A 3,481-nucleotide genomic window follows, 5' to 3' on the forward strand; every position below is an offset into this window, starting at 1 on the left:
GCCTGCAGGGAAACGACGCGCACGGTTGCGCTGATCAGCGAAACCGTACGCGTCGTTTCGCTGCAGGCGGCGCAAAAGGCCATCTCCGTGGAAACGCGCATTGCCGATGCGCTGACGCTGGTCGCCGATCGCCGTGCGATCAAGCAGATCGTCATCAACCTTTTGTCCAATGCGGTGAAGTTCACCGGCCACGGCGGCCACATATCGGTCAGGGCCCGCAACACATCCGGCGCGCTGGTGCTGACGATCGAGGACAATGGCTGCGGCATCCCCAAGGAGGCGCTCGGAAAGCTCGGACGGCCGTTCGAACAGGTGCAGAACCAGTTCTCCAAGAGCCATGCCGGGTCCGGCCTTGGCCTTGCCATCTCACGTTCGCTGGCCGAGCTTCAGGGCGGCGCGCTGAAGATCCGGTCGAGCGAAGGTGTCGGCACTATCGTGTCGGTGCGCATTCCGGTGAAGAAGAGCGTGCTGGCCGTCAAGGTTGCAGCGTGAAGTTTTTATCACCATCCCAGGCCTGATCCACCTCGTGGACGCGAGGTGAAACGCTTTGACAAAGTTATCTATTTTATCTATTTTGGATAAAAAAGAAAGGCCTTGTCATGCGAGTGACTTCAACGGAATTCCAGCAGAATGTCGGGCGTTTTCAGGATGCTGCCCAGCGTGCGCCGGTCGCAATCACAAAGAATGGCCGGACCCACACGGTACTCCTGTCGGCGGCGATGTTCGAGGTCTTGGTCAAGGGACGGGTCGCCCGTCCTGTGGAAGAGCTGGACGACGAGACGCTTAACGCCATCGCCGAAAGCGCCGTATCGAGCGAATATGCCGGGCTTGATGCAATGCTCAAAGACTGGACACCGTGAGCCTGCCCAAACCTATCCCGGGTCTGGTGATTTCCTATTCTTACCTCTGGGTGAGAGAACACGAAAAGGGTGCCGAAGAAGGTCGCAAAAACCGATCATGCGCCATTGTCGCCGCGCGGTCGTGGAGGGCCGTGAAGTCATAACGGTCGTTCCGGTCACACACTCGCCACCAGCAGATCCTGCCGATGCAGTAGAAATACCTGCGCCCCTCAAAGCCTATCTCGGCCTCGATGACACGCCATCATGGATCGTCGTCACCGAAACCAATCATTTCCTCTGGCCGGGTCCCGATCTCAGGCCTATCGCGGGGAGCAAACCGTCCCGATTCGACTATGGCATGCTGCCGCCGCGTTTCTATGCCTATCTGCGCGACCGGATTTTGCAGTCTCACGCAAGCCGGGCGCTGCAGCAGATTCGGCGAACAGAGTAGCTGCATGAGACTGGAGGACCACGAAACGTCCCCGATTCCAAGGGACGATCGCTTCCCGGTCATCCCGCACGAAGCAAAAGGTCGAAATCCTTCCTGACCTTCTGCGACGTCTCCTTGAGGTGTGCTTCGAGCACACCGAAATCCGGCAGGTCGGTCACCGCCAGAAGCAGATCCGAAAGCCCCGGCGGAACGTCGTCGCGCTCGAAGGCTCCGGTAAGGCACAGCCGCGTCATCTGGGTCAGCGCCAGATAGAGCGCATAGGCGTCGAAAAGCTCCTGCCTCGCCCCGGCATTGGCGAAGCCCGGTGACAGGCGCGAAAGGATTTCGGCGGTACCGGTAACGCGCGGCCCGGCGCCTACCTGCCCGGTGATGACAGCGACTTGGGCGATGAATTCGAGATCGATCAGGCCGCCGGGGATCAGCTTGATGTCCCACAGGTCGCGCGGCGGCTTTTCCTTCTCGATCATAGCCCGCATCTCCGAGGCCTCGGCCATCACCTTTGCGGCGTCGCGCGGCTGACCAAGCACCGCCGCCACTTCCGCTTCAACCTCACTGCACAGGCTGGCGTCGCCAGCTATGGCGCGCGCGCGTGCCAACGCCATGTGCTCCCAGGTCCAGGCTTCCTGGCGCTGGTATTTCTTGAAGGCATCGATATGGGTCGCCACAGGACCCTTGTTGCCTGATGGCCGCAGGCGCAGGTCGAGTTCGTAGAGCACGCCCTCCGCCGTCGGCGCCGACACAGCTGCGATCAGCCGCTGCGTCATGCGGGTGTAGTAATGCGAAGGCGCCAGCGGCTTGTCGCCATCGGACTCCTCGGCGTCCGGCGCGTGGTCGTAAAGCAGGATCAGGTCGACATCCGATCCGGCGGTCAGCTCGCGGCTGCCGAGCTTGCCCATGCCGAGCAGCGCAACCACGCCGCCGGCAATGGTGCCGTGGCGCGCCGCGAATTCGGCCGTCACCGCCTGCAACGCAGCCTCGATGGTGAGATCCGCCAGATCGGAGAAGGCGCGGCCGGCGCGCGCCGGATCGATCGAGCCGGCGAGCAGCCGGACGCCGATCAGGAATTTCTGCTCGGAAGCAAAAATGCGCAGCCGGTCGAGCACGTCCTCATAAAGCCGGTCGCCCTCGACAAAGGCGGAAAGCCGTGCCGACAGATAGGCGCGGTCCGGTAGCTCCGTCAGCAAGGCCGGGTCGAGCAGACCATCGAAGACATGCGGCCGGCGGGTGATGATCGCCGCCAGCCGGGGCGCCGCACCCATGATCGTTGCCAGGAGCTTGAGCAGGGCCGGATTGGACTGCAGCAGGGAAAACAGCTGGATGCCGGCCGGCAGGCCGGCGAGAAATTCGTCGAAGCGCATCAGCGCTTCGTCGGCCCGGCGCGTCTGGCCGAAGGAGCGCAGCAGCGCCGGCGTCAATTCCGTCAGCCGCTCGCGCGCCTCCGCCGACTGGGTGACGCGATAGCGACCGAAATGCCAGCCTCGGATGACGCGGCAGATGTCGCTTGGCCGCTGGAAGCCGAGGCCGTGCAAGGTCTGCAGCGTATCGGGATCGTCGACATCGCCGGTGAAGACGAGATTGCCGATGCCTGTCGACAGTTCGGGTGCTGTTTCGAACAGTGCCGCGTAGTGGCGTTCGACCTGCTGCAACGAGGCGCGAAACGCCTGGGAAAAGGCAGAAGCATCGGCAAAGGCGAGCATGCGGGCGATGCGCTCCAAGCCTTCATCATCTTCCGGCAGCGTGTGGGTCTGCTCGTCGGCAACCATCTGCACGGCATGTTCGACGCGGCGCAGGAACCAGTACTGGCGGGCGAGCGCATCGCGCGCCTCGGTGGTGATCCAGCCGCGTGTCGCAAGCTCGCCGAGCATCGGCACGGTCTCGCGGCCACGCAGTTCAGGGAAGCGTCCGCCGGCGATAAGCTGCTGGGTCTGGACGAAGAACTCGATCTCGCGAATGCCGCCGCGGCCGAGCTTGACGTTGTGGCCCTTGACCGCGATCTCACCATGGCCCTTGTGGGCGTGGATCTGACGCTTGATCGAATGGACGTCGGCAATCGCCGCGTAATCCATGTATTTGCGCCAGATATAGGGCTGAAGCTCCTTGAGGAAGGTAGCGCCCGCGGCCAGATCGCCAGCCACCGGACGTGCCTTGATCATGGCGGCGCGCTCCCAGTTCTGGCCGCGCGCCTCATAGT

At 63.0% G+C, this 3,481-nt stretch carries 4 protein-coding genes; 3 read left to right on the top strand and 1 reads right to left on the bottom strand.

The features are described from left to right. From EN884_RS29990 to EN884_RS30000, 3 genes are all read left to right on the top strand, one after another. A partial coding sequence (locus tag EN884_RS29990) for an ATP-binding protein (protein WP_245492007.1) occupies positions 1–492 on the top strand: 492 nt, incomplete at its 5' end. Between the two features lie 107 nt (positions 493–599). Further along, on the top strand, positions 600–860 hold the full coding sequence (locus EN884_RS29995; protein ID WP_013532628.1) for a type II toxin-antitoxin system prevent-host-death family antitoxin: 261 nt from the start codon (positions 600–602) through the stop codon (positions 858–860). A gap of 121 nt (positions 861–981) precedes the next feature. Next, entirely contained in the window at positions 982–1,290 is a 309-nt protein-coding gene (locus EN884_RS30000) for a hypothetical protein (RefSeq protein WP_245478666.1), read from the top strand. Between the two features lie 59 nt (positions 1,291–1,349). Here EN884_RS30000 and EN884_RS30005 read toward each other — a convergent pair. Then, positions 1,350–3,481, bottom strand: a 2,132-nt coding sequence (locus EN884_RS30005) for a bifunctional [glutamine synthetase] adenylyltransferase/[glutamine synthetase]-adenylyl-L-tyrosine phosphorylase (protein WP_128360915.1), incomplete at its 5' end; no start/stop codon positions are given.

The organism is Mesorhizobium sp. M7A.F.Ca.AU.001.01.1.1 (assembly GCF_004022735.1).
GTDB classification, from domain to species: domain Bacteria; phylum Pseudomonadota; class Alphaproteobacteria; order Rhizobiales; family Rhizobiaceae; genus Mesorhizobium; species Mesorhizobium ciceri.

What these genes read in the sequence shown, in the direction of transcription:
- EN884_RS29995 (WP_013532628.1), top strand. Translation starts at nt 600, where the DNA reads ATGCGAGTGACTTCAACGGAATTCCAGCAGAATGTCGGGCGTTTTCAG.